Below are 19,235 nucleotides of genomic sequence, written 5' to 3' on the forward strand. Positions count from 1 at the left end.
GGTTTTAACCAATAAATGACTACTTTTTATTATCTTTCGCATGACCTATCGCTTCTAAATGCCCCTGCGCATCGCTATTACCCTGCGCCGCAGATTTTTGGAACCATTCTAAGGATTGGTGAGCCTCATCAGATAAACGCTCACTGGTTTCATACATCATGCCCATCATATATTGCGCTTGAGCATGCCCTTGGCTAGCGGCTTTCAAATACCATTCAATCGCTTTTTCCTCATTTTCTTCAACCCCTGCGCCCACATCATACAGAGTAGCAATCTCATATTGTGCATCGAGGTCACCACTTTTGGCTTTCAACATGAGTTCATTAAATGAGGGGACACTGCGCGATGTGAAACCTAAAAATTCCAGTAATTTTTTAAGCATGGCTTCTCTTTCTACTCAAACATTCCAAAGGTATTTTTACCCGTTTTGACTTCCAGCATTGTAGACGGCTGATAGGCTTTTGGTAGGTCATCTGGCTTCATACAGTAGAATGGTAAACTGTTTTTTGCCCCTTCTCGCGGGGTTTCACATGCCGCTTTACTGGACATGGTTAAATCTAACTGCCCATTTTCTTCATTAAGAGGGATAAACACCGTTGGCTCATACGGCATTCTCACTTTACCAATCGTATCGCCAATACGGTAAATAACATCATAAGCCACAATAACCTGCTCTAAACTCTTGGTGATCACGCAAGTTCTCGTTTCATTGCTGGAAAATGGTGGTAGTGTTCTTCCTTGTAAGGATTGGATCATCAAAATGGTTCTGCATTCGCGTTGCGCAGGGTGCCAACGAGATAAAGACTCTTGCGTGAATGTACCCAAAATACCTGTGACCGAACAATTTTCATGTTCCACCATACGCGTTGCTTTAATGGGTTCGGTAGATAAAACAGTGGCAATTTTTACTTCGTCACTACGCACAAAAGAGAAATAAACGGCAGCAATTAAGCAAACGACAACAAATGCGGCTAACAACAATTTAATTTTTAGCTTCATTGTTTGCCCTTTTATTAAATAGTGAGTGTGTTAGCTATTGTAGCTTATCTAGTATCAACTACATTAATTACATACAAGAAATATGGTTTTTTAGATTAGTCTGAGTATAAGACTTACATCTTATTGACTTACGCGTGAATCAATTTCAATATATTACACCACATCATAATCTTCTCTATTTCTTTGTTTTCTTTAAATAAAATAAAAAACATAAATTAATGGGTTATGAGTGATTTAAATTAAAAAGATATCGCCTTTTTGTATTAAATCACACTTAACCCAAACTCATTAGGGTAATTAGCTGATTTTATGGCGTCTATTTAATGAATAAGTATTTAAAATATATGCACCACTTAAACTAGGTATTATTACTTATTTTAAATACATCTTTATTCTGATTGGAGGATACACACGATTATTCACTAATAACCGTGTGTATTCTTGCGCTGCAGTATCGAAAAAACGATAATCGTCGATTAATGTAATTTAAGTTTAGGTCGAATAATACGGTTAATACTGCCGACCAGCATCATTAAACCTGTTTTTATATAGCCATGTAATGCAATTTGGTGCATGCGATATAGGGAAATGTAGACGAAACGCGCAATGCGTCCTTCTACCATCATATCTCCTCGCATTAAGTTACCCATCAAGCTACCTACGGTACTAAAGCGAGATAACGAAACTAATGAACCATGATCTTTGTAAATGTAGTTTTTCAGTGGTTTATCTTTCATTAATGCCACGATATTGTCATAGCATAAGCTCGCCATTTGATGAGCGGATTGTGCTCTTGGTGGGACAAAACCGCCTTCCGGTTTCGCACAAGATGCACAGTCACCAATGGCAAAAATCCCATCATCCAAGGTGGTTTGTAATGTCGGCTTAACTACCAATTGATTGATACGGTTGGTTTCTAAACCTGCAATATCTTTCATAAAGTCAGGCGCTTTGATCCCTGCCGCCCACACCATTAAGTCAGCATAAATTTTGCCATCTTCTTTGGTATTTAAGCCATCAGCATCCGCGCTGGTTACCATGGTTTTGGTTAATACTTTCACGCCCAATTTATTCAGTTCTTGGTGTGCTGCGCCTGAAATACGTGGAGGTAATGCAGGTAAAATACGCTCACCCGCTTCTACTAACGTCACATTTAACGCATCAGTATCTAACCCTTTAAAACCATAGCTCGTTAACTGCTCCACCGCGTTATACAGTTCAGCGGAGAGCTCAACCCCGGTAGCCCCACCGCCGACAATGGCGATATTCACTTTTTCTTCCGCATTATCACGCACTGAATAACGCAAGAATAAATTCAGCATTTCATCGTGAAAACGATGAGCTTGCGCAGGACTATCAAGGAAAATGCAGTTTTCTTTTACACCTGGGGTACCAAAATCATTCGAGGCACTTCCCAACGCCATAACTAAAATATCGTAATCAATTTCACGCAATGGCACTAACAGCTCGCCGTCTTTGTCACGTAATTCACCGAGAACCACTTTTTTGTTTTCTCGGTCGATATTCGTAAGAGAGCCTAATTGGAAATGAAATGCATTGTGACGAGCATGAGCTAAATAACTGATAGCATCAACACCGTCATCCAGTGAACCCGTCGCCACTTCATGAAGTAATGGTTTCCATAAGTGACTTGGGTTACGGTCAATCAGCGTGATATCAGCACGTTTTTTACGCCCTAATTTACGTCCTAAACGTGTTGCCAGTTCTAAACCACCAGCACCACCGCCTACAACAACGATTTTAGGTTGAGTTAAGGTCATATGCCCCTCATATAAAATATATTAATGTTATTTAAGATTTCTAATAATAAAAAACTTAAATAACACTAATTCACCATCTTTTATTTTGTTTTAGCTTGAAGAATATCACGCTTGGGTCTTTGGTCATACCAAATGTTGATGCAAATCAATTTAGTTGATTATTATGACAACGATCACGCTCGTCAAATCATTTTTTGAAAAAAAAGAAACGAGTCAGCGTTATTTAACTTAGAGATAAAAAAGCCCGAGAATGACATCATTCTCGGGCTTAGAAACCTAGCATTTTGTGAGGGTATTTTACTTCACTTTTTTAATACGCTCGTCCGTCGGTAACTGAATTGGCGAATTATCTTTGAAGTATTTCATCAGCGCTTCGTTATCCGGCAGGCTATAGATACGATCTTTACCTTGTTTGAAGGCAGAGAAACGGCTTCCACCAGTTGCCAGAAATTCATTGGCGGCCACACGATAGCTTTTCTTCATATCGATTGGCTTGCCATTTAATTTCATGGAGCCTGCAATCACTTTATCGCCAACCGCACGACTGTCATCCCATTCGTAATAAAAACCGTGGGAAACTGGCATGACTTGCGGGCGTTCACGATCCCACTGTTGCTCTAACGCTTGTTTGATTTGCGCGCCAGTTAATGATTGCGTAACGACCACATTCGAGAATGGCTGCACCGTAAAGATATCACCGTAGGTCAGCTCCCCTGCTTTGAGATCAGCACGAATACCGCCGCTGTTCATAAAGGCAATTTGTGCACCACCCGCATCTGGAGTGGCTGCAACATATAACTGAGCATCGGCGATAATTTTACCTAATGTTGAATCGCCACCCGCCGCTAATTTTTTATCCGCCGGTGCACTCAACGTCCCCATCACTTGTTCAGCAATGGGTTTGGAGATGCGTTCATAGTTTTGGATAAAACGGCTTAATTGTGGGTCTTTCTCATAACGGCTTGTTTCAACCGGAATGTTTTTCGCATTGATGCTAACGATATCGTTGGTTTTTCTATCAATTTCAATATTCAATTGAGACAGTAATGTCCCGTTAGATTGTGCTGAAATGACTTTTTTACCATTGATATCACAGTTATACGCTTGATGCGTATGGCCGCTCACCACAAAGTCCACATCCGCATCGAGCTGCTTAACGATCTCAACAATAGGTCCTTTGATGTTATCACAACGGTTAATATCTTTAACCTTGGTATCCACTTGCTGAGTTGCTCCTTCGTGGATCAACACACCAATACTGCGAATTCCTTGCGCTTTAAGCAATTTCACCTGTTGATTAATGGTTTCTGCTTCATTTTTAAACTCTAAGCCTGCGGTACCACTTGGCGTCACGATGGCAGGCGTGCCTTCCAGCGTTAAGCCAATAAATGCCATTGGCACGCCATCAAACTTCTTAACGTAATAAGATGGGAATAGCGTTTCACCGGTCTCTTTGACAATCACGTTCGCGGCTAAATAATTAAAGTCAGCACCAGCAAAAGACTCTTTACCCACACAGCCTGCGGTTGGATGGCATCCACCATTTTGCTTTCTCAGTAACTCGATTTGACCTTTATCGAATTCATGGTTACCCACTGCACTGGTCTCAAGACCAATTGCGCTGAGCGCTTCAATGGTTGGTTCATCATAGAACATCGATGACAGTAATGGACTCGCACCCACTAAATCCCCTGCGCCCACAATGATGGTGTTGTCGTTTTCCGCTTTTAATTGCTTGACCAGTGTCGCAATGGATTCGATCCCACCAAGTTTACCATCCCCCGGCGCTTGTAATGCACCGTGGAAATCGTTAATACCAATGACTTGAACGTTTACGGTATCGCTCTGTTTCGTGGCGCAGCCTGCTAATAAAGCACCTGATACCAGCAATGTTACTAAACTGATTTTATGATTCATCTATTCATTGCCCCCAATTACATTTTAAAGCGATAAGTGGTTGTCATCGAACCAGATAACGAGTGTGCACGACGCGACTCACCATCATACAATTTTGGTGTAGAGTTATCAGACTCTTGCTGATGGTGCCAGCCCATACCGCCACTTAATGAAACGGATAGGTTCTCAGTTGGTTTCCAGTAAGTAAATAAGCCAACCTGACCTTGTTTTAAACGCTCACCTGAGTAAGAGAATTCACTGTAGTTGCTGTTAGCCCCAACAGACCAAGTTGGGTTAACTTGATATTCAGCTTTTAACGCCAGCATGGTTTCGCCATCACGAACATAGTCGATATCGGCATAGGCTGGTGAGTTAAAACGTCCACGGGTGTTACCAATTGGGTTACGCGCAAATTGCCCTACGCCATTGGTTTTATGTGCGGTGGTATGCGTGATGCCTGTCATTAAAGTCCATGGCGTTTCTGGCACGCGCCACTCAATTTCACCCGCATAGTGCCAAGCACGCTTATCAAAGTTTTGTTTGCCACGTTTGGTATCTGTCGATGTACGCTTGCCATCGCTACCGTATTCATGACCATAAATTTGAGAAGATAAGGTGATATCTGAGTTAAGTTTGTATTTGATTTCTAAGCCTTGTTGACGGAAAACATCATCAGCCTGACCAATAAAGTAAGAGGCTTTCAATGGTTTAGTGTTGTAGTTAATGCCACCCGTAACCACATGGTTAATATCGTGATTGACACCGTTTCCGTCACGGAAATACATTCTGTCAATATTCGGGCTATCTCGACGCATCACTTTGCCATCAAGATAGAGTAAATCTAAGTTCCAATCGCTAATGGCGGTGTTGGTATAATAACCATTATAGGTGTTTAAAGATAAACGCTGAGAGTTGGTAAAAATACCCGTATTTTTCAACGTGAACCAACCTGCTTTACCTTTGAAATTAACGGGTTCAAAATCTAATTTGAATTTAGCGTAACGCTGACCAATCTTGTTATAGCCTTTCGCTTCACCATCATCGTTATATAAAATGGCTCGAGAGGCGAAGTCTTTACTTGCTGCCAGTTTTATAGCGCCATAATAAGAGGCATCAAACCCGATAAAATCCGCAAAATATCCTGATTGGTAATCTAATTGAATATTCTGACCCCACGCTTGTGCAACTTGTTTTCTGTAACGTTGCTCATTAGCATCGTAACGGTTTTCTGACTTTAGGTATTTCCACATATTTCGTGTAGAAAGCTCTAATTCAGAGTCTGCAACAAATGAGTTTTCCTTGATGACATTTTCCCAATCGCCCGCATTAGCCCCAAACGCAACGAAACAAGATGGAAACAATATTAACGCTATTTTTTTGACTTTCATTTAAATTAAACCTAGTCGTGATTATTAGAATATAACTACCCATGCCCAAGTTTCATTGGGCGTTATGACACCTTGCTATCTTTCAATAAATAACAATTTTATTTAGCTTTAATTACTGCAATATTTTTAGTGATTATTTAATTTAATTCTCACCTTACACTCTTTAATGTCCAAGTTATTTTCTTGACGTTAAAAATAAAACTTAATTATTTTACAAGTCGAAATAATTAATCTGAGCATATTGATTTTATTTAAGTTAACACCATAGTTTCAGACTTGTTTGGGCGATATTCAACCGCACTCTTAAGTGAGCGTTTTGAGTTGATATTCATAATAAAAAGTATGCTAACGTAATTTTATGTCAATTAACACGATCAGCGTCACAACAAACCAGATGCATTGCAAATAACACACCATTCGATGTGATATTAATCACCTTATTTGCTATTGCCTCTATTAATTGAAAATCCATATTTAAACAATAATCTTGCTATTTTAATCATTTATTTTTAATGAAATGTTATCTACTAAAGTTAAATAACATTCTTATTTAAATCAATAACATTAATCCATGACCAATACCTCCCATTTAAATAAGTGCCCAAGTCAATCATTCTGATTTTAAGTGATACACTGGTTTGATCAGTTGAATTGAGGAATATTTCTCGTATATAGAGAGATTATTTAACGCCAATCAACCATTCTAACTAGGAATTATTCCTAGTTAATTTCATATAATGGCTAATATTAATCAGTGATTTTCACACAGACATTGAATATAGATACAATATTACTAATCAAATATTACAATTGATTTTCTTGTGTCTATTCAATTTATTCCAGCAAAGTTACCCGTAACTTATTCAGTAAATTTAAGATAAAAAAAACCGATGGGTCATTATCCCATCGGTTCATTTTCAAAGCGATTTAATTAGCGGTTACGGTGTTCTTGCCATTTCTCATGTAATTCGACTAACTGACAGTGACTTTGCTTCCAACGATCCACAGATTGCAGCTCATTTAATGTATACTGGCGGCCACTGTGATACAGCTTAGAAGCGCGGCTATCACTTTGTTTAGGTAAATTATCCAGTACACTCACCGCACCTTCACGATTATTACAAACAAGGATCATGTCGCAGCCCGCATTCAAGGATGCTTTCGCTCTCTCTGGATAACTGCCCATAATAGCCGCACCTTCCATCGATAAGTCATCAGAGAAGATAACGCCATCGAAGCCAAGTTGCTCACGTAATACTGATTTTAGCCAAAATGGTGAACCGCTCGCAGGACGATCGTCCGCTTGCGTATAAACCACGTGGGCAGGCATAATCGCATCAAGCAATTCACGCTGAATAAAGTCTTTAAAAATAGACATATCCTTGCCGCGAATTTGCTCTAATGGGCGATCATCTCGTGGCGTTTCTTTATGAGAATCCGCTTTGACAGCACCGTGCCCTGGGAAGTGTTTACCGGTGGTTTTCATTCCTGCGCTGTGCATACCTCGAATGAAACGCTCTGCCATCACCATCGCAATTTCAGGGTCTGCATGAAATGAACGCTCACCAATAGCGATGCTTTCATGCCCTAAATCTAATACGGGCGCAAAGCTAATATCGATATCCATAGCAATCATTTCTGCGGCCATTAACCAACCTGCTTCTTGTGCTAATTTAGCGCCATCCATCTGGTTGTTCAGTGCGGCAAAAGCTTGCGCGGAAGGTAATGCGGTAAATCCATCACGAAAACGCTGTACACGGCCACCTTCTTGATCCACAGCAATCAATAAACGGTGTCTTGATGCATCACGGATTTGTCGCACTAACTCACGCAACTGTGCCGCATCATGGAAGTTACGAGTAAATAAAATCAACCCGCCTACCAGTGGATGAGCTAAAATTTCACGCTCTTCATTGTCCAGTTCATAACCCTGAACATCCAGCATTATCGGACCCATAACATGCCTCACTTGATTAATTTTCACAAATTCTCGTGTTTTCACGGAGATTTTATATTGCCCAATCAAAGACCAAAATAGTCTCGTAATGGGGAAGAATCATTTAAAAACTGCGCTTCTTGACGCTGGCACCACTGGACTTCATACCACATTAACGTCATGTATTTGACCCACGGCTCCCATTGAAGGCAGTGTTGTGCCAAACTGTATTTATCTTTATAGGCGCCATAGGTGTGGCAATATTGCGTCAAGAAATAATCTCGTTGTTCCATCGTCAACCTATTGAATTGAAAATAGGTTTCTAGGGACAAACCAATATCGGTATTTGCCGCGTATTCCCAATCCACCAGCATTTTTGGCACTCCTTGCTCACACAACACATTGCCCGGATGAATATCCATATGGGCGGGTGCGAGCTTTAATACCTTTGGCATTGGAGTGCGAAGGAAGCGATGATGTACCCGCTTCCAGCGTGCAGAGACTCTTTTATTATCAATTAAATAGCCATAATGAGCAATCTCATTACGTAACGGTAATCGGTAATTTAATACGCCATAATTATGGAGTTTAGCAACAATCCCCGCCAAATTTTTTTGAAATTCAAAGGAGAGAAATTGTTCGCCGCTAGGATGGTCTCCATCAATCCATTCCAATAATAACCAATGAGTATTACGCCCAATGACCTGAGGAGAATAAGGAAAATCTTTTAGTTGCTTAAGAATATGCGCTTCTTTACGGCGATTAACGTACAACGCATTTTGCGCTTGCCCATCTGAGCGGGCAATAAATTTAATGGAAGGAGCCGTATCTTGAGTTTGAGTAGAGTTGCGATATTCAACTAAATAGCTGCCACCCGATAACCCCGCTAATGGAGTGACTTCCCAGCATGATGCTAAAACTGCTGGGAAGCATTCAGCAAGTAATGCAAACAGTGATGATTGATTACTCAATACTCTGTTTTCCAGACCACACAATCTCACCGGTTTGCACGTCCATTAACTGCATTTCAATGCTGCGCTCTTTGGCAGAGCCTGACATGACGCTGTAAATCACATACTGGGCTTGGACATAACGCCCTAAGCCAATCGCTTTACTGCGAGTCACCAAACTATCATCCTGCGACAATCCCAATGTTTTTCGGGCAGCACTGACGACACCTTGAGGAACCACTTTAAACTTATTGGTTTTCATGACTTCATTGGTTAATGCAGTGGTGACTGCCTGTGAAGGCAAGCTTCCATTAGTATTATTTTTGACAGAGTCGACCAGTAACACTTTGCCACTTTCAACGCCGTCGTCCGCCACCATTTTATTGACTAATGGCTGTAATGCCCCAGCCCAATCAATAGTTTGCTGCTTTGGCGGCATAGGCACTGTGTCCGTTCGTGGCGGCGTTAATTCCGGCTGCTTTTCGGGCTGTTTCGGTGTGACACCCGGTTCAACAGGCACTATCGGGGGCTTAGGCCCTTGAGGGACTGACGGACAACCTGCCAAAATAAATGCTGCTGCTGCGACCAATAAGATCCGTTTCATTGTGACTCTCCAGCCGTTGAAGGTAAGAAAACATAGATACGTGCATTACGTGCAAGCGGGGATGTCGTGACCTCTTTTAGCATCACTGACGAATTAGCCGGAATGACCTGAGGTTGGCTCTTTGTTGAATCCACTCTCAATCCTTGCTCGTCATACCAAAAGATACGATACAACACAGTCACTGGTTTCTTTTCAATATTGCTCATATTGATAGTTGCCATCGCCGTTACGCGACCAACCTTGATGACCGGTTTTTCTACAATCACGCCCGCAGCTAGCACGGAAGGCTCCATCACGATGCGTTGCTGCTCATTAAATGATAACCCTGTTTTTTTATTCCAAGCACAACCACTGAGAAACAGCATGAGTAAGCTCAGTATAGCCACGTGTTGTAAGGTTGATGCAGCGCATTTCATGATGAGTTACTTTGCCAATAATGGGCCTAATGGACGTCCACCCACTAAGTGCATATGAATGTGGAAAACTTCTTGTCCTGAATGTTTGTTGCAGTTCATAATCAGGCGATAGCCATCTTCTGCAATTCCTTCTTCTTTCGCAATTTTCGCCGCCACGGTAAATAAGCGCCCTAATGCCAGCTCATCATCAACCGTCACATCATTCACGGTTGGGATTAATTTGTTCGGAATAATCAAAATATGCGTCGGCGCTTGTGCCGCGATATCACGAAATGCAGTGACCAGTTCGTCTTGATAGACGATCTCGGACGGGATTTCGCGTCGAATAATTTTACTGAAAATAGTCTCTTCTGCCATGACAAATTCCTTAATAATTTAATTGTTATCTATTTATTGCCCAGCGTGTAAATGGAATAAACGGTTGAAGTTCTCAGTGGTGATGTGCGCCATTTCTTCAACACTCACCCCCTTCAATACAGCCATATACTCCACCACATCACGTACATACGCAGGTTGGTTCTCTTTACCACGATGCGGTACTGGGGCTAAGTAAGGTGAATCTGTTTCCACTAAAATTCTATCTAATGGCACAACTCGTGCGGCTTCTCGGATCTGTTCAGCATTACGGAACGTGACAATACCGGAAAAAGAGATGTACATCCCTAAATCCAGTAAATCGATCGCCGTTTGTTGGTCTTCCGTAAAGCAGTGCAACACACCGCCACACTCGTCAACTTTCTCTTCGCGTAAAATAGTCAGTGTGTCTTCTCGAGCAGAACGAGTATGCACAATCACTGGCTTATTCACTTGACGACCAATGCGAATATGCTGACGAAATGACTCTTGCTGCAACGCCGCATTTTCTTGCTGATAATAGTAATCTAAGCCCGTTTCACCGAGGGCGACCACTTCACTACCTGCCGCTAATTGTGCCAATTTCTCAAAATCATAACCTTCATCCAAGTTTAATGGATGAATACCACATGAAAATGCGACATTGTCGCGCTTTCCAATTAACTGTTTCATGCTTTCAAAACCCGGCAAGGTGGTTGCCACGGCTAACATAAAGCCGACATCTCGTGCAGATGCCTTTGCGATAACATCATCGACGTTTGTGTGTACTTTTTCGTAATCTAAACAGTCGAGATGGCAGTGTGAATCAACAACAAACATAGTCTACTCTTTTTATTTTGAAGGCGAAGCGAATAACGCTTCCCAGTGTAATAACTGATTGGTCAGGAGCAACTCCTGATTTAGTGCAGGTACGGTTAGTAATTGGTAACGACATATTTGCCACTGGCTATGCACATCCAATAGCTGCGAGCTGCTCATGGATGTTGCCAGCAAGGTGATGCATGCTATTTTATCTTGGTTAACAACATACTGCCCTGCTTTTTGCTGCAATTTTATGCCATCGGCAATTAACCCGAGTAGCCAATTAATGCATTCAGGCCCATTATCGGTATTTAACGCGGGTAGAAGCTTTAAAAAATCTTTCTGGCGTATACTCTGTTCTAATTCATTACACAATAGCTGACGTCGTTGCCACAGCTCCGGTTCAAGCAACTGTAATGCGCCGACAGGTGCTCCTTGGCACAATCTTAACGCAGTCACCGCATCCTCTACAGATAAACCTGCCCGCTGTTTTTGCAGCCAATACAATGCAACTTGTTGATCAGGCGCAGGTAAAAAGTGAGTTAAACAGCGACTTCTTAATGTAGCGAGCAAGCTATCAAGTTTTTCACAACCTAATAAAAAATAGGTTTGCCCAGCAGGCTCTTCTAAGGTTTTGAGCAGCGCGTTAGCCGCGGCATCCGTCAGTGCTTGTGCATCGGGAATGGAAACTACTTTTGCACCACTTTGCTGCGCATGGCCACTTAATGTTTCTGTTAGCTTACGAACTGCATCAACACTGATGGCCGTTTTCCCTTTTTCAGGCTCTAGAACATGATAATCAGGATGTGTGCCTGCCAACATTAAGCGGCAGCTGTGGCATTTTCCACAACTTTTTAAACCCTCTTTATCTTGGCAAATCAACCAACGGCTCACGCCATAGCTTAATGCTTCAGCTCCATTGCCCGCTATTGAGTGAATCAACAACGCGTGGTGACCACGCCCTGCTTGATAGGCGCTAATTAATTGACGATAAGCCTCATTAAGCCATGGATACCAATTCATCATTAGTGCCTTATTTTGCCAGCCATGTCAGTAAGGTACTGCGAATATCGGCTTGCACTTGTTCAATATTTTGGCTCGCGTCGATGGTTAAAATAGTCTCATCTGCCGCAGCCAGTTCTAAATAACGCGCTCGGGTGCGTTCAAAGAAAGCCAGTGATTCTTTCTCAATACGGTCTAATTCACCACGAGAGCGTGCGCGTTGTAAACCCAAGTCCGGCGGTAAATCTAAATAGAGCGTTAGTGCGGGTTTAAATTCCCCAAGAACTAAATCTCTTAATGACGCCATTAAGTGGCGGTCGATTTGACGGCCACCACCTTGATAAGCTTGGGAGGATAAATCGTGTCTATCGCCGATAACCCATTTTCCTGCTGCAAGTGCGGGCTTGATGACGGTATCAACTAACTGAACACGCGCAGCGTACAACATTAATAGCTCAGCTTTGTCGGTGACTCTATCACCTTCAATGCCTTGCTTTATCAATTCACGTAGTTTTTCCGCAAGCGGTGTACCTCCCGGCTCACGGGTAAACACCATATCATGGATGCCAGCTTGCTTTAATGTGTCAACAACGGTGTTGATTGCCGTTGTTTTACCCGCACCTTCTAATCCTTCAATAACAATAAATTGGTTTTTCATTTCGTTTATCAATTCTTTTGCTCAATTTGTCGGTAAACCTTAACAGCGCGGTTATGGTCATTAAGATTGCGACTAAAAGTATGTCCGCCTGTACCATCGGCAACAAAGTATAAATAATCTGTTTTTGCTGGGTGAGCCGCCGCTTTTATCGAAGCAAGACCCGGCATGGCAATTGGCGTTGGCGGTAAACCATCGATTTTGTATGTGTTATACGGGGTGTAATTATCTAAGTCACTGCGATAAATTTTACCACGATAGTTTTCCCCTAACCCGTAGATAACCGTAGGGTCTGTTTGTAAGCGCATGTTTTTCTTCAAACGATTCACAAACACTGAGGCAACCTGAGCGCGTTCATTGTCCACGCCAGTCTCTTTTTCAACAATCGATGCCATGATCAACATTTCATAGGCATTCTTATAGGGTAGATCTTTATCGCGACCTTTCCACTCTTCTTCCACAGCAGCTTGCATACGTTTATAAGCGCGCTTGAGTATCTCAACGTCGCTAGTGCCCGCAGTGTATAAATAGGTATCAGGGTACAACCAACCTTCGAGGTTATCGCCCTCTTTAAAATCCAGCATGGCATAAAGCTCAGTTGGCGTTGCATCTTGAGTTTTGTGTTGCATATAAGGAGCATCACGCAAAATATTGCTCCAATCCACCAGTTTGTTACCTTCAATAAAACGAATACTAAATTGTGCTTCTTTACCACTGGCGATCAACGCTAATAATTGTTCCACAGTCATGTTTGGCTGTAAGCGATAGGTACCTGCTTTGAATTGAGCTAAGTCGGGGCGCGCTTTAAGAAGAAGTTGGAAATTATGTCCTTCTTCAATGAATTTTTCTTTGATAAGCAACCCTTCTAAGGCCACTCGCCCTGTCCCTGCTGGCACAGTAAAGATCGTCTCTTGGACAATGTTGATGGGCTTTTTCGCATAATCAAGAACTTGGCGATATTGCAGATACACCACAATCGCGCCGATAACTGCAAGGACAAAGACAATCAGTGTTATTTTTTTCGCTAATTTCATTATGGGTCACTTAAATGCATTGTTTGTCGTTGAATAATTGTGTGTCGTTGAACGATAAGAGTTAAATAGTTATCAGCTTTAAATTTGTCGCTGTAATAGTAAATACTCAAACAGTTCTCTTGATTGATAACTGATTGTTTTATCTTCTGAAAACCGGATACTTTTCACTGGTAAAACAGGCATTAATGCATTGCAAATAATCACTTCATCACATTGAGTCAAAATGGTGGGAAAACGCTCGACTTCTGCCAAATGGTACTGGCTATTATCGAGCTGCGCTATGATCTTTTGTCTCATTAATCCATTAACACCGGAGTGACTAAGAGTGGGGGTATAAACATCACGCCCTATACGCCAAAAAATATTGGCGCTACAGCATTCAACGATGACACCATTCGTATCTAACACCACGGCCTCATCCAATTTAGCCTCGTCAATCTCTTGGCGGATCAACACTTGCTCTAATCGATTCAAGTGCTTCATACCTGCTAAAAGTGGATTGCGGCTTAATGGAGTTTGGCTGAGCAACAATGATGCCCCTTGGCACTGTAATGCTGCGTAGTGTTTTGGGAAAGGAGAAACCATCACGATGATTGTTGGGTGTTCAAACCCTTGAGAGCTATAACCTCGACCGCCCTGACCACGACTTAACATGACCTTCACCACAAACTCTTCATCCGTTTGTTGTTCACAAACCTCTTCAATATGTCGCGTCAGTTGTGGCCAATCTATCACAGGTAATTTGAGGCGCGCGGAATCTTGCTGTAAGCGTAAAATGTGCTTATCTAACATCTTCGCTTGTTGATTCACGCAATAAATAGTCGTAAAGCAGCCATCACCAAAGGCGATAGCGCGATCGGTAATATCAATTTGTTGACAAGAAGCCCCGTTAACCCAATAAGTCATGACCATTTCTTATAATAAAAGCTGATAAATCAGGCAGTAACATAGTGTGTAATATCATAAACTAAAGCACAGAGTACTGCAAAAAGAAGGCAAAAATAAAGCCCCAGTATCAAAGACACTGGAGCTTAGAAATGCACGGTATTATTGATTATTCCGCGTGATAGCGGCGGAAAATTAAGGAACCGTTAGTACCACCAAAGCCGAATGAGTTACACAGAGCATATTCCATGTTTTCAACTTTACGGGCTTCGCCCGGAACAAAATCAAGCTTACAACCTTCATCTGGGTTATCTAAGTTGATTGTTGGTGGAATGATTTGGTCGCACAGAGACAGAATAGTAAAAATAGATTCAATCGCACCCGCAGCGCCTAATAAGTGGCCTGTCATGGATTTTGTTGAACTGACTAATACATTCGTGTCTTCACCAAATACAGAGATAACCGCTTGCGCTTCCGCTAAGTCACCTGCTGGCGTTGATGTACCGTGAGCATTGATATAGCCAATATCACTTGGTTTAATGCCTGCATCATTTAGCGCATTGACCATCGCTAATGCAGCGCCTTCACCATTTTCTGGTGGTGACGTCATGTGGTAAGCATCACTACTCATACCAAAGCCTGCGATTTCAGCGTAAATTTTCGCCCCACGCGCTTTAGCATGTTCATATTCTTCAAGTACGATAACCCCTGCTCCATCACCAAGAACAAAACCGTCACGGTCTTTGTCCCATGGGCGACTAGCCGCTTGTGGGTCATCATTACGGGTTGATAATGCACGGGCTGCACCAAAGCCAGCTACACCTAATGGTGTCGTCGCTTTTTCGGCACCACCAGCCAACATCACATCAGCATCACCGTACGCAATCATACGTGCTGCGTGTCCAATATTATGAACACCAGAGGTACATGCAGTAGCGATTGAGATGCTAGGACCACGGAAGCCATACATAATGCTTAAGTGACCAGCAACCATATTGATGATTGTTGAAGGTACGAAGAATGGGCTCACTTTGCGAGGACCACCGTGTAACATAGATTCACAGTTGTCTTGAATGAGACCTAACCCGCCAATACCAGAACCAATCGCCAAACCGATACGAGTAGCATTGGCTTCTGTTACTTCCAATTCAGCATCTTTGATAGCTTGATAGCCCGCAGCAATACCGTATTGAATAAATGGGTCCATCTTCTTCGCATCTTTGCGAGAGATGTCAAAATCTTCGTAGTTGAAATCTTTTACTAATCCAGCAAATTTAGTTGCGTGGTTAGTAGTATCAAAATGATCGATTAGGCTGATACCACTCTGTCCGTCACAAACAGCTTTCCATGATGACTCAACTGCGTTGCCGACAGGAGATAACATGCCCAGTCCGGTTACGACTACACGACGCTTAGACACGTATGTCCTCCAAGGAGGGAATTAGTTACAAAAGAAACATAGGCGATCGAATGATCGCCTAGATAAGTTTTACAGCTATTACTCAGATGCTTTGACGTAGTCAATTGCAGCCTGTACTGTAGTGATCTTTTCAGCTTCTTCGTCAGGGATTTCGCAATCGAACTCTTCTTCCAGAGCCATAACCAGTTCTACTGTGTCAAGAGAATCAGCGCCCAAGTCATCAACAAATGAAGCTGTATTCACAACTTCTTCCTCTTTAACACCCAGTTGTTCAACGATGATTTTCTTAACGCGTTCTTCGATAGTGCTCATACTATTAAAATTCCTATCAAAACTCGCTTTCGCGATGGTTTTCGTAGTTTATGAAATACAGGAAAAGATACAACCCAATCCCGGCTGTGGAAACCATTATTTTGCATAATTTTGTATTAGGCAACACAAAAATATGCAAATGGTTCCCTCATTTCTTTAGATCATGTACATGCCACCATTGACATGCAATGTTTCACCTGTGATGTAAGCAGCTTCGTCAGAAGCTAAAAATGCTACAGCACTGGCAATTTCTTGTGCATCACCCAGTCTATTCGCAGGAACCTGAGATAAAATGCCTGCACGTTGTTCGTCTGTCAATGCCTTAGTCATATCAGTTTCGATAAAACCAGGCGCTACAACGTTAACAGTGATACCACGAGAAGCGACTTCACGAGCTAATGATTTACTAAAACCAATCAGCCCAGCTTTCGCTGCCGCGTAGTTTGTTTGTCCCGCATTTCCCATGACACCCACAACAGATGCGATGGAAATAATACGCCCACAACGTTTTTTCATCATGGCACGCAAAACGGATTTAGACAAACGGTAAACGGATGAAAGATTCGTGTCAATAATATCTTGCCATTCATCATCTTTCATACGCATCAATAAGTTATCACGCGTAATACCAGCATTATTAACTAAAATATCAATTTCGCCAAATTCCGTACGGATCTGGGTCAATGTTTCTTCAATTGATGCTGGATCTGTCACGTTTAACGCTAAGCCTTTGCCTTTACCATCCAAATAGGCAGTAATCGCTTCCGCGCCTTTTTCGCTTGTTGCAGTACCGATAACGGTCGCACCGCGTGCTGTCAATGTTAAAGCAATTGCTTTACCGATCCCACGGCTAGCACCAGTTACCAGTGCAATTTTTCCTTCAAAGCTCATTGTCGTCCTCAGATAGTTTCTAAAGCCGAGTCTAATGATACAGGATCATTGACTGCAACGGCAGTTAAATTAGAGACAATTCGCTTGGTTAGACCAGTCAGAACTTTACCTGGACCCATTTCAACCAATTGCTCAATGCCTTGTTCCGCCATAAATTCGACTGTTTCAGTCCAGCGCACCGGATTATATAATTGGCGCACTAATGCATCACGGATATTTTTCGCAGACGTTTCCATTTTAACATCAACATTGTTAATAACAGGATAGGTCGGCTCACAAAATTCAATTTTTTCTAATGCTTCAGCTAATTTATCTGCAGCTGGCTTCATTAATGCACAGTGGGAAGGCACGCTAACAGACAGTGGTAACGCACGTTTTGCGCCCGCTTCTTTACAAGCCGCGCCTGCACGCTCAACTGCAGCTTTCTCTCCCGCAATAACAACTTGGCCAGGTGAGTTAAAGTTCACAGGTGAAACCACTTGCCCTTGTGCTGCTTCTTGGCATGCTTTCTCGATAGATTCGTTATCTAAACCGATGATTGCATACATTGCGCCAGTACCTTCAGGCACCGCTTCTTGCATCAGTTTGCCGCGCAGCTCTACCAATTTAATGGCTTGTTTGAAGTCAATAACACCTGCACAAACTAATGCTGAATATTCACCAAGGCTATGTCCTGCCATCAATGCAGGCATTTTGCCATTTTTTGCTTGCCAAACACGGAAGATAGCCACTGACGCTGCTAATAATGCAGGTTGAGTCTGCCATGTTTTGTTTAATTCTTCTTCCGGTCCATTTTGAACTAATGCCCAGAGATCGTAACCCAATGCTTCAGACGCTTCAGCGAATGTTTCTTTAATTAGCTGATTTTGTTCTGCTAAATCAGCTAACATCCCTAAAGACTGGGAACCTTGTCCCGGGAATACCATAGCAAATTGTGTCATGTTTGTTTTCTCAGTAAATTAAAAACGAACCAGTGCGGAGCCCCAAGTAAAGCCGCCACCAAATGCTTCTAATAACACTAATTGGCCGCGCTGAATGCGACCATCGCGCACTGCTTCATCGAGTGCTGTTGGGACTGATGCCGCAGAAGTATTTCCATGGCGATCCAGCGTAATAACCACTTTATCCATGGTCATATCCAATTTTTTTGCGGTCGCGGAAATAATTCGTAAATTTGCTTGATGCGGTACTAACCAATCAAGTTCTTCTTTTGCAATGTCGTTTTGCGCCAATGTTTCATCAACGATATGGGCTAATTCACGCACAGCAACTTTAAATACTTCGTTACCTGTCATGGACAAGTAAGCTTGGTCATCTGAACAACGGCTACGGTTTGGTAAGGAGAGCAAATCCCCATAACGCCCGTCGGCATGCAGATGTGTAGAAATGATACCCGGCTCTTCAGAAGCACCGATCACCACAGCTCCCGCCGCGTCACCAAATAGAATAATGGTTCCACGATCATTCGGGTCTAACGTTTTAGATAACGCATCCGCACCAATCACCAGCGCTTTTTTAGTCATGCCCGTTTTAACGAACTGATCAGCGATACTGATAGCATAAGTAAACCCAGCACAAGCTGCTGCCACATCAAATGCCGCGCAATCATTAATTTCCAGCATTTGCTGAATTTGACACGCTGCACTTGGGAATGCGTGAGTTGCGGAGGTTGTCGCGACAATAATTAAACCAATTTCACTGCTGTCGACCTGTGCCATTTCAAGCGCATTTTTTGCTGCTTGGAAGCCCATTGTGGACACGTTCTCATCGGCAGCTGAAATTCGTCTCTCTTTAATACCGGTACGCGTTACAATCCATTCATCAGAAGTATCAACCATTTTTTCCAGATCAGCATTGGTACGAACTTGCGATGGCAAATAGCTGCCTGTTCCTAATATTTTACTGTACATA

20 protein-coding genes are annotated in these 19,235 nt (G+C 42.4%); all 20 read right to left on the reverse strand.

Annotation, left to right across the window (positions count from 1 at the left end):
- Positions 1 to 19: 19 nt before the first annotated feature.
- The 20 genes from LDO51_RS17620 to LDO51_RS17715 all read right to left on the reverse strand — a co-directional run bounded on the left by LDO51_RS17620 (position 20) and on the right by LDO51_RS17715 (position 19,234).
- Complete coding sequence (locus LDO51_RS17620; protein ID WP_225575594.1) at positions 20 to 382, reverse strand: tetratricopeptide repeat protein; 363 nt, start codon at positions 380 to 382, stop codon at positions 20 to 22.
- A gap of 11 nt (positions 383 to 393) precedes the next feature.
- Positions 394 to 999: a UmoD family flagellar biogenesis regulator gene (umoD, locus tag LDO51_RS17625; protein WP_225575595.1), complete on the reverse strand. Its 606-nt coding sequence runs from the start codon at positions 997 to 999 to the stop codon at positions 394 to 396.
- A gap of 476 nt (positions 1,000 to 1,475) precedes the next feature.
- On the reverse strand, positions 1,476 to 2,780 hold the full coding sequence (locus LDO51_RS17630) for an NAD(P)/FAD-dependent oxidoreductase (protein WP_225575596.1): 1,305 nt from the start codon (positions 2,778 to 2,780) through the stop codon (positions 1,476 to 1,478).
- A 297-nt stretch (positions 2,781 to 3,077) separates the two neighbouring features.
- Positions 3,078 to 4,697, reverse strand: coding sequence for a bifunctional metallophosphatase/5'-nucleotidase (locus LDO51_RS17635; protein WP_225575597.1), 1,620 nt, complete (start codon positions 4,695 to 4,697; stop codon positions 3,078 to 3,080).
- A 17-nt stretch (positions 4,698 to 4,714) separates the two neighbouring features.
- On the reverse strand, positions 4,715 to 6,064 hold the full coding sequence (locus LDO51_RS17640; protein WP_225575598.1) for an OprD family outer membrane porin: 1,350 nt from the start codon (positions 6,062 to 6,064) through the stop codon (positions 4,715 to 4,717).
- A gap of 931 nt (positions 6,065 to 6,995) precedes the next feature.
- Positions 6,996 to 8,021 (reverse strand): beta-N-acetylhexosaminidase, encoded by a 1,026-nt coding sequence (nagZ, locus tag LDO51_RS17645; protein ID WP_225575599.1) that lies wholly within the window; start codon positions 8,019 to 8,021, stop codon positions 6,996 to 6,998.
- A gap of 65 nt (positions 8,022 to 8,086) precedes the next feature.
- Positions 8,087 to 8,971: a phosphotransferase gene (locus LDO51_RS17650; RefSeq protein ID WP_225575600.1), complete on the reverse strand. Its 885-nt coding sequence runs from the start codon at positions 8,969 to 8,971 to the stop codon at positions 8,087 to 8,089.
- Positions 8,964 to 9,554 (reverse strand): penicillin-binding protein activator LpoB, encoded by a 591-nt coding sequence (gene lpoB / locus LDO51_RS17655; RefSeq protein ID WP_225575601.1) that lies wholly within the window; start codon positions 9,552 to 9,554, stop codon positions 8,964 to 8,966. The genes LDO51_RS17650 and lpoB overlap by 8 nt, the downstream gene beginning before the upstream one ends.
- Positions 9,551 to 9,970 (reverse strand): YcfL family protein, encoded by a 420-nt coding sequence (locus LDO51_RS17660; RefSeq protein WP_225575602.1) that lies wholly within the window; start codon positions 9,968 to 9,970, stop codon positions 9,551 to 9,553. Before LDO51_RS17660 ends, lpoB begins: the two co-directional genes overlap by 4 nt.
- Before the next feature lie 6 nt (positions 9,971 to 9,976).
- Positions 9,977 to 10,327 (reverse strand): purine nucleoside phosphoramidase, encoded by a 351-nt coding sequence (gene hinT, locus LDO51_RS17665; RefSeq protein ID WP_006660814.1) that lies wholly within the window; start codon positions 10,325 to 10,327, stop codon positions 9,977 to 9,979.
- 33 nt (positions 10,328 to 10,360) lie between these two features.
- Positions 10,361 to 11,143, reverse strand: a complete 783-nt coding sequence (locus LDO51_RS17670; RefSeq protein ID WP_225575603.1) for a metal-dependent hydrolase — start codon at positions 11,141 to 11,143, stop codon at positions 10,361 to 10,363.
- A 12-nt stretch (positions 11,144 to 11,155) separates the two neighbouring features.
- Positions 11,156 to 12,148 carry a DNA polymerase III subunit delta' gene (gene holB, locus LDO51_RS17675; RefSeq protein ID WP_225577306.1) on the reverse strand — a complete coding sequence of 331 codons (993 nt, stop codon included), beginning with the start codon at positions 12,146 to 12,148 and terminating at the stop codon, positions 11,156 to 11,158.
- 10 nt (positions 12,149 to 12,158) lie between these two features.
- Entirely contained in the window at positions 12,159 to 12,785 is a 627-nt protein-coding gene (gene tmk / locus LDO51_RS17680) for a dTMP kinase (RefSeq protein WP_225575604.1), read from the reverse strand.
- 8 nt (positions 12,786 to 12,793) lie between these two features.
- Positions 12,794 to 13,816: an endolytic transglycosylase MltG gene (gene mltG, locus LDO51_RS17685; RefSeq protein WP_225575605.1), complete on the reverse strand. Its 1,023-nt coding sequence runs from the start codon at positions 13,814 to 13,816 to the stop codon at positions 12,794 to 12,796.
- Between the two features lie 78 nt (positions 13,817 to 13,894).
- Complete coding sequence (gene pabC / locus LDO51_RS17690; RefSeq protein ID WP_225575606.1) at positions 13,895 to 14,722, reverse strand: aminodeoxychorismate lyase; 828 nt, start codon at positions 14,720 to 14,722, stop codon at positions 13,895 to 13,897.
- A 148-nt stretch (positions 14,723 to 14,870) separates the two neighbouring features.
- Positions 14,871 to 16,121, reverse strand: a complete 1,251-nt coding sequence (fabF, locus tag LDO51_RS17695) for a beta-ketoacyl-ACP synthase II (protein ID WP_225575607.1) — start codon at positions 16,119 to 16,121, stop codon at positions 14,871 to 14,873.
- 78 nt (positions 16,122 to 16,199) lie between these two features.
- Positions 16,200 to 16,433, reverse strand: coding sequence for an acyl carrier protein (gene acpP / locus LDO51_RS17700; protein ID WP_006660807.1), 234 nt, complete (start codon positions 16,431 to 16,433; stop codon positions 16,200 to 16,202).
- Positions 16,434 to 16,589: 156 nt separating this feature from the next.
- A complete protein-coding gene (fabG, locus tag LDO51_RS17705) occupies positions 16,590 to 17,324 on the reverse strand; it encodes a 3-oxoacyl-ACP reductase FabG (RefSeq protein WP_225575608.1) in 735 nt (244 codons plus the stop codon).
- Between the two features lie 8 nt (positions 17,325 to 17,332).
- Positions 17,333 to 18,265 carry an ACP S-malonyltransferase gene (fabD, locus tag LDO51_RS17710; RefSeq protein WP_225575609.1) on the reverse strand — a complete coding sequence of 311 codons (933 nt, stop codon included), beginning with the start codon at positions 18,263 to 18,265 and terminating at the stop codon, positions 17,333 to 17,335.
- 18 nt (positions 18,266 to 18,283) lie between these two features.
- Positions 18,284 to 19,234: a beta-ketoacyl-ACP synthase III gene (locus LDO51_RS17715; RefSeq protein WP_225575610.1), complete on the reverse strand. Its 951-nt coding sequence runs from the start codon at positions 19,232 to 19,234 to the stop codon at positions 18,284 to 18,286.
- Position 19,235: the final 1 nt, after the last annotated feature.

The organism is Providencia alcalifaciens, from assembly GCF_020271745.1.
GTDB classification, from domain to species: domain Bacteria; phylum Pseudomonadota; class Gammaproteobacteria; order Enterobacterales; family Enterobacteriaceae; genus Providencia; species Providencia alcalifaciens_B.

Coding starts and splice junctions, on each gene's coding strand:
- pabC (WP_225575606.1), bottom strand. CDS start 14,722: ATGACTTATTGGGTTAACGGGGCTTCTTGTCAACAAATTGATATTACC.
- LDO51_RS17630 (WP_225575596.1), bottom strand. CDS start 2,780: ATGACCTTAACTCAACCTAAAATCGTTGTTGTAGGCGGTGGTGCTGGT.
- acpP (WP_006660807.1), bottom strand. CDS start 16,433: ATGAGCACTATCGAAGAACGCGTTAAGAAAATCATCGTTGAACAACTG.
- hinT (WP_006660814.1), bottom strand. CDS start 10,327: ATGGCAGAAGAGACTATTTTCAGTAAAATTATTCGACGCGAAATCCCG.
- LDO51_RS17635 (WP_225575597.1), bottom strand. CDS start 4,697: ATGAATCATAAAATCAGTTTAGTAACATTGCTGGTATCAGGTGCTTTA.
- LDO51_RS17640 (WP_225575598.1), bottom strand. CDS start 6,064: ATGAAAGTCAAAAAAATAGCGTTAATATTGTTTCCATCTTGTTTCGTT.
- LDO51_RS17670 (WP_225575603.1), bottom strand. CDS start 11,143: ATGTTTGTTGTTGATTCACACTGCCATCTCGACTGTTTAGATTACGAA.
- mltG (WP_225575605.1), bottom strand. CDS start 13,816: ATGAAATTAGCGAAAAAAATAACACTGATTGTCTTTGTCCTTGCAGTT.
- LDO51_RS17715 (WP_225575610.1), bottom strand. CDS start 19,234: ATGTACAGTAAAATATTAGGAACAGGCAGCTATTTGCCATCGCAAGTT.
- tmk (WP_225575604.1), bottom strand. CDS start 12,785: ATGAAAAACCAATTTATTGTTATTGAAGGATTAGAAGGTGCGGGTAAA.
- holB (WP_225577306.1), bottom strand. CDS start 12,148: ATGAATTGGTATCCATGGCTTAATGAGGCTTATCGTCAATTAATTAGC.
- lpoB (WP_225575601.1), bottom strand. CDS start 9,554: ATGAAACGGATCTTATTGGTCGCAGCAGCAGCATTTATTTTGGCAGGT.
- fabD (WP_225575609.1), bottom strand. CDS start 18,265: ATGACACAATTTGCTATGGTATTCCCGGGACAAGGTTCCCAGTCTTTA.
- umoD (WP_225575595.1), bottom strand. CDS start 999: ATGAAGCTAAAAATTAAATTGTTGTTAGCCGCATTTGTTGTCGTTTGC.
- nagZ (WP_225575599.1), bottom strand. CDS start 8,021: ATGGGTCCGATAATGCTGGATGTTCAGGGTTATGAACTGGACAATGAA.
- fabG (WP_225575608.1), bottom strand. CDS start 17,324: ATGAGCTTTGAAGGAAAAATTGCACTGGTAACTGGTGCTAGCCGTGGG.
- LDO51_RS17660 (WP_225575602.1), bottom strand. CDS start 9,970: ATGAAATGCGCTGCATCAACCTTACAACACGTGGCTATACTGAGCTTA.
- LDO51_RS17620 (WP_225575594.1), bottom strand. CDS start 382: ATGCTTAAAAAATTACTGGAATTTTTAGGTTTCACATCGCGCAGTGTC.